This is a genomic window from Pseudomonas sp. SDO55104_S430 (assembly GCF_054070595.1).
This window is the reverse complement of sequence record NZ_JBSVXG010000327.1, coordinates 1-4,788: the sequence shown is the minus strand read 5'-3', so window position 1 is coordinate 4,788 and position 4,788 is coordinate 1. Positions and strand designations below refer to the sequence as shown.

The window sequence follows — 4,788 nt, the reverse complement described above, 5'->3', positions numbered from 1 at the left end:
ACGACACAGATCCCCTGTGGGAGCGGGCTTGCTCGCGAAGGGCGCACCGCTGATTTCAAGCCTTGCGCCGCAACCACTCCACGATTCCCAACCCCGCCGCCCGCCCACTGGCGAAGCACGCAGTCAGCAGGTAGCCCCCCGTCGGCGCCTCCCAGTCGATCATTTCCCCCGCGCAGAACACCCCAGGCACCTGCTTGAGCATCAGGCGCTCGTCCATCGACTCGAACAACACACCGCCAGCACTGCTGATGGCTTCGTCCAGTGGCCGGGTTTTGACCAGGGTCAGGGGCAAGGCCTTGATCGCTTGGGCCAGCGACGCCAGGTCGGCGAAGGTGTCGGCGGAGGTCAGTTCGCGCAACAGCGCGGCCTTCACGCCATCGATGCCGAGCTGGCTGTGCAGATGTTTGGACATCGAGCGCGAGCCGCGGGGCTTGCTCAGCGCGGCGAGGATTTTATCCACAGGTCGGCCGGGCAGCAGGTCGATATGCACGGTGGCGCTGCCCTGTTGATTGATCGCCTCGCGGATCGGCGCCGACAGGGCATAGATCAGGCTGCCTTCGATGCCGGTAGCGGTGATCACGCATTCGCCGAGGCGCGGCACATCGTCGTTGAGGCCGATGGCGACGTTTTTCAGCGGGGCACCGGCGAATTTGCTGACCAGCAATTCGCTCCAGGCCTGCACCTCGAAGCCGCAATTACTTGGCTGCAGGGGCGCCAGTCCTACGCCGCGCTTCTCCAGTTCCAGCATCCAGGCGCCATCGGAACCCAGGCGCGCCCAGCTGCCGCCGCCGAGGGAGAGCAGGGTGGCGTCGGCCTGAACGGTTTTCTCGCCGTCGGGGCTGTGGATAAGCAAGTTGTGCTGTGCGTCCCAGCCAAGCCAGCGATGGCGGGTGTGGATAACTACGCCGCTGTCGCGCAGGCGCTTGAGCCAGGCGCGCAGCAGGGGCGCGGCTTTCATGTCGGTGGGGAACACCCGGCCGGAACTGCCGACGAAGGTTTCGATGCCCAGGTCGTGAATCCACTGGCACAAGGCGTCCGCGCCGAAACCGCGCAGCAGCGGCGCGATCTGCGGGGCGCGTTCGGCGTAGCGGGAGAGGAAGGCGGGGTAGGCTTCGGAATGGGTGATGTTCATTCCGCCGACGCCGGCCAGCAGGAACTTGCGGCCCACCGAGGGCATGCCGTCGTAGAGGTCGACCAGGATGCCGGCCTGGCTCAACACTTCGGCCGCCATCAGACCGGCGGGGCCGCCGCCGATGATGGCGACTCGATGGGAAGGGGAAGTGTTGGGCTGGGTCATGATCAACGCTGCGGTGTGGCGGAATAGCCGCGCATTCTAGCAGTACACGGAAACTGTGGGAGCGAGCCTGCTCGCGATGGCGGTGTTTGAGTCGCCTCAGTGTCGATGCTGAAATTATCGCGAGCAGGCTCGCTCCCACAGAGGGTGGCGGTGTGGCTGAGAATGGGGTGGTCAAAAAATGATCAGCGGTCTGTAGGCCACAGTGCGCAAGGCCTGTAGTCCCTTTCACTCAGGTTATCCACAGGCGGCTCCACAGCCATTGTGGGTAAAGCATCCACAACTCAATGACAGCCTGATGACGCCCAGACCCGTTGTGCGCTGTGATGCAGGATGCCATGGCGGCGGGCCAGGGCCTTGCGGTCCTTGCTGTAGCCGCCGCCTATAACGCCAACCACGGGAATATCGCGGCCCAGGCAGTGGCGCATGACGCTCTCATCCCGGGCAGCGACGCCTTGGTCGGTGAGTTTCAGGTAACCCAAGGCGTCGTCCTTATGCACATCCACGCCGGCGTCGTACAGGACCAGGTCGGGCTGGTAGAGCGGCAGCAGGTAGTTGAGCGCGTCGTCCACCACCTTCAAATAGTCCGCATCGCCCATGCCATTGGGCAGCGGAATGTCCCAGTCGCTTTCGGCCTTGCGTGCAGGAAAATTCTTTTCGCAATGCAGGGAAACGGTGATCGCCTCCGGTGTGTTGTGCAGGATGCGTGCGGTGCCGTCGCCCTGATGCACATCGCAATCGAAGATCAGCACGCGATTGACCCGGCCACTTTGCAGCAGGAAATGGCTGATCACCGCCAGGTCGTTAAAGATGCAGAACCCGGCCGGGTGGTCGTAATGCGCGTGGTGGGTGCCGCCGGCCAGATGGCAGGCCAAGCCATGTTCCAGCGCCTGTTCGGCCGCCAGCAGCGAACCGCCGACCGCCCGCACGGTGCGCCGGGCCAGGGCTTCGCTCCAGGGCAGGCCGAGGCGCCGTTGATCTTCGCGAGACAATTCGCCGCCCATGTAGCGTTCGATGTACGAAGGGTCATGGGCGAGGGCGAGAATCTCCGGCGGGCACAATTGCGGGCGCAGCATGTCGGCGTCGCGGGTCAGCCCGCTTTCCACCAGGTGATCGCGCAGCAAGCGAAACTTGTCCATGGGGAAGCGGTGATCCGCCGGAAACTCCGGGCTGTAGTCTTCGTGGTAAATCAACGGCAGGGGCATGGCTGAAATGTCTGACTGTAAGGCGGGTAGGAACGAGTGAAGGATCCTACCAGCGTTGTAGACTGGCGACATGGAAATGGGGGAGGGGACCGATGGAACCGATACTGCAATTGGAAAGTGCGCGGCTGCTGATGCGTCAGTGGCGTGACGAAGATTTGCCGGAATTTGCCGCGATGTGCGCCGACCCGCAGGTCATGCGCTATTTTCCCGCGCCCCTGAGCCGACTGGAGAGCGCGTCGATGATCGGTCGGGTGCGCGGTCATTTTGCCGAACATGGTTTTGGACTCTGGGCGCTGGAGCGCAAGGACACCGGCCAGTTCATCGGTTTTACCGGGCTGGGCATGGTCGGCTTCGACGCGCCTTTCACCCCGGCCATCGAGATCGGCTGGCGCCTGGCCCGGGAACACTGGGGTTTGGGTTATGCCAGTGAAGCCGCCTGGACCGCTCTGCGTTGCGGGTTCGATCGTCTGGTAGTGAATGAAATCGTCTCGTTCACCGCTGACAACAACTTGCCGTCGCAGAAAGTCATGCAGGCGATCGGCATGCACCACGACCCGGTCGACGACTTCGAGCACCCCAAGCTTGAGGCGGGTCACCCCCTGCGCCATCACGTGCTCTATCGCATCAATCGTGAACAATGGCTGCAAACCTTGCATGGATAAGCTGACACGGATGTTTACAATGGCCCTCATATTGGCCCGGGCCACAATTTGAATCGACCGACGCAGCCAGAACTGCGCGGCGTTGTGTTGAGTGAGGAGAGTCTGAATGAGCCATGTGTTGGAAGATCTGGTGGACCTGCTGACCCTGGAACCGATCGAGGAAAACCTGTTCCGTGGCCGCAGCCAGGACTTGGGGTTTCGTCAGTTGTTCGGTGGTCAGGTACTCGGCCAGTCGCTGTCGGCGGCCAGTCAGACCGTTGAAGAAAACCGGCATGTGCATTCGATGCATGGCTACTTCCTGCGTCCGGGGGATGCCGGGCTGCCGGTGGTGTATCAGGTTGACCGGGTTCGCGATGGCGGCAGTTTCAGCACGCGCCGGGTGACGGCGATCCAGAAGGGCCACCCGATTTTCACTTGCAGCGCCTCCTTCCAGTACGACGAGAAGGGTTTCGAGCACCAGTCGCAGATGCCCCAGGTGGTCGGTCCGGAAAACCTGCCGTCGGAGCTGGAATTGACCCAGCAACGCGCGCACCTGATCCCGGAAAAGATGCGCGAAAAACTGCTCTGCCCGAAACCGATCGAGTTTCGCCCGATCACCGAAAAAGACCCCTATAACCCGCAGCCGTCGGATCCGATCAAATACGTCTGGTTCCGCGCCGACGGTGCGTTGGCCGACACTCCCGCGCTGCACAAATACCTGCTGGCCTATGCCTCGGACTTCGGTCTGCTGACCACTTCGATGCAGCCTCACGGCAAGTCGGTGTGGCACAAGGACATGCAGGTCGCCAGCCTCGATCACGCGCTGTGGTTCCACCAGGACCTACGCGCCGATGACTGGCTGCTGTACGCGATGGACAGCCCTTGGGCCGGCAATTCCCGCGGTTTCTCTCGCGGCAGCGTGTTCAACCGCGCCGGACAACTGGTGGCTTCGGTCACTCAGGAAGGCCTTATTCGTCATCGCAAGGATTGGGCATGAGCCTGGCCGACGTACGCCACTGGGTGTTCGACATGGACGGCACCCTGACGGTCGCGGTGCATGACTTCGCGGCGATTCGCGTGGCCCTGTCGATTCCGCCCGAGGACGACATCCTCACGCATCTGGCGGCGCTGCCCGCCGAGGAGGCCGCGGCCAAGCATGCCTGGCTGCTGGAGCACGAGCGCGACCTGGCGCTGGGCTCGAAGCCGGCGGTCGGCGCGGTCGAGCTGGTGCGGGAGCTGGCCGAGCGCGGTTATCGGCTGGGCATCCTCACGCGCAATGCTCGTGAACTGGCCCATGTCACGCTGGAGGCGATCGGCCTGGCTGATTGCTTTGCGGTGGAGGATGTGCTCGGTCGCGATGAAGCGCCGCCCAAGCCGCACCCGGGTGGTTTGCTGAAGCTGGCAGAGGCCTGGAATGTGCCGGCGAGCGAGATGGTGATGGTGGGCGATTATCGCTTCGACCTGGATTGCGGGCGCGCGGCGGGGGCGCGGACGGTGCTGGTGAATCTGCCGGATAATCCGTGGCCTGAGTTGACGGATTGGCATGCGGTGGATTGTGTTGAGTTGCGGCGGATGCTGTCGGATTGAGTTTGTTGGTGTCTGATTAACCGTCTTCGCGAGCAAGCCCGCTCCCACATTGGAATGCGTA

The 4,788-nt window shown here is 63.1% G+C and carries 5 protein-coding genes; 3 read left to right on the top strand and 2 right to left on the bottom strand.

Annotation, left to right across the window (positions count from 1 at the left end; translation table 11 throughout):
- Window positions 1–55 precede the first annotated feature (55 nt).
- Together ACW9JE_RS28675 and ACW9JE_RS28670 are read right to left on the bottom strand one after the other, a co-directional pair.
- Window positions 56–1,297 (bottom strand): TIGR03862 family flavoprotein, encoded by a 1,242-nt coding sequence (locus ACW9JE_RS28675; protein ID WP_224534137.1) that lies wholly within the window; start codon window positions 1,295–1,297, stop codon window positions 56–58.
- Between the two features lie 281 nt (window positions 1,298–1,578).
- A complete protein-coding gene (locus ACW9JE_RS28670; RefSeq protein WP_457434671.1) occupies window positions 1,579–2,499 on the bottom strand; it encodes a histone deacetylase family protein in 921 nt (306 codons plus the stop codon).
- Window positions 2,500–2,591: 92 nt separating this feature from the next.
- On the opposite strand from ACW9JE_RS28670, the gene ACW9JE_RS28665 reads away from it, so the two are divergent.
- The 3 genes from ACW9JE_RS28665 (at window position 2,592) to ACW9JE_RS28655 (ending at window position 4,727) form a co-directional block, all read left to right on the top strand.
- Complete coding sequence (locus ACW9JE_RS28665; protein WP_457434670.1) at window positions 2,592–3,161, top strand: GNAT family N-acetyltransferase; 570 nt, start codon at window positions 2,592–2,594, stop codon at window positions 3,159–3,161.
- Window positions 3,162–3,267: 106 nt separating this feature from the next.
- Window positions 3,268–4,137, top strand: a complete 870-nt coding sequence (tesB, locus tag ACW9JE_RS28660; RefSeq protein ID WP_224534140.1) for an acyl-CoA thioesterase II — start codon at window positions 3,268–3,270, stop codon at window positions 4,135–4,137.
- Window positions 4,134–4,727 (top strand): HAD family hydrolase, encoded by a 594-nt coding sequence (locus ACW9JE_RS28655; RefSeq protein WP_457434669.1) that lies wholly within the window; start codon window positions 4,134–4,136, stop codon window positions 4,725–4,727. The genes tesB and ACW9JE_RS28655 overlap by 4 nt, the downstream gene beginning before the upstream one ends.
- The last annotated feature ends 61 nt before the right edge of the window (window positions 4,728–4,788 follow it).

Coding starts and splice junctions, on each gene's coding strand:
- ACW9JE_RS28675 (WP_224534137.1), bottom strand. CDS start 1,297: ATGACCCAGCCCAACACTTCCCCTTCCCATCGAGTCGCCATCATCGGC.
- ACW9JE_RS28670 (WP_457434671.1), bottom strand. CDS start 2,499: ATGCCCCTGCCGTTGATTTACCACGAAGACTACAGCCCGGAGTTTCCG.
- ACW9JE_RS28665 (WP_457434670.1), top strand. CDS start 2,592: ATGGAACCGATACTGCAATTGGAAAGTGCGCGGCTGCTGATGCGTCAG.
- tesB (WP_224534140.1), top strand. CDS start 3,268: ATGAGCCATGTGTTGGAAGATCTGGTGGACCTGCTGACCCTGGAACCG.
- ACW9JE_RS28655 (WP_457434669.1), top strand. CDS start 4,134: ATGAGCCTGGCCGACGTACGCCACTGGGTGTTCGACATGGACGGCACC.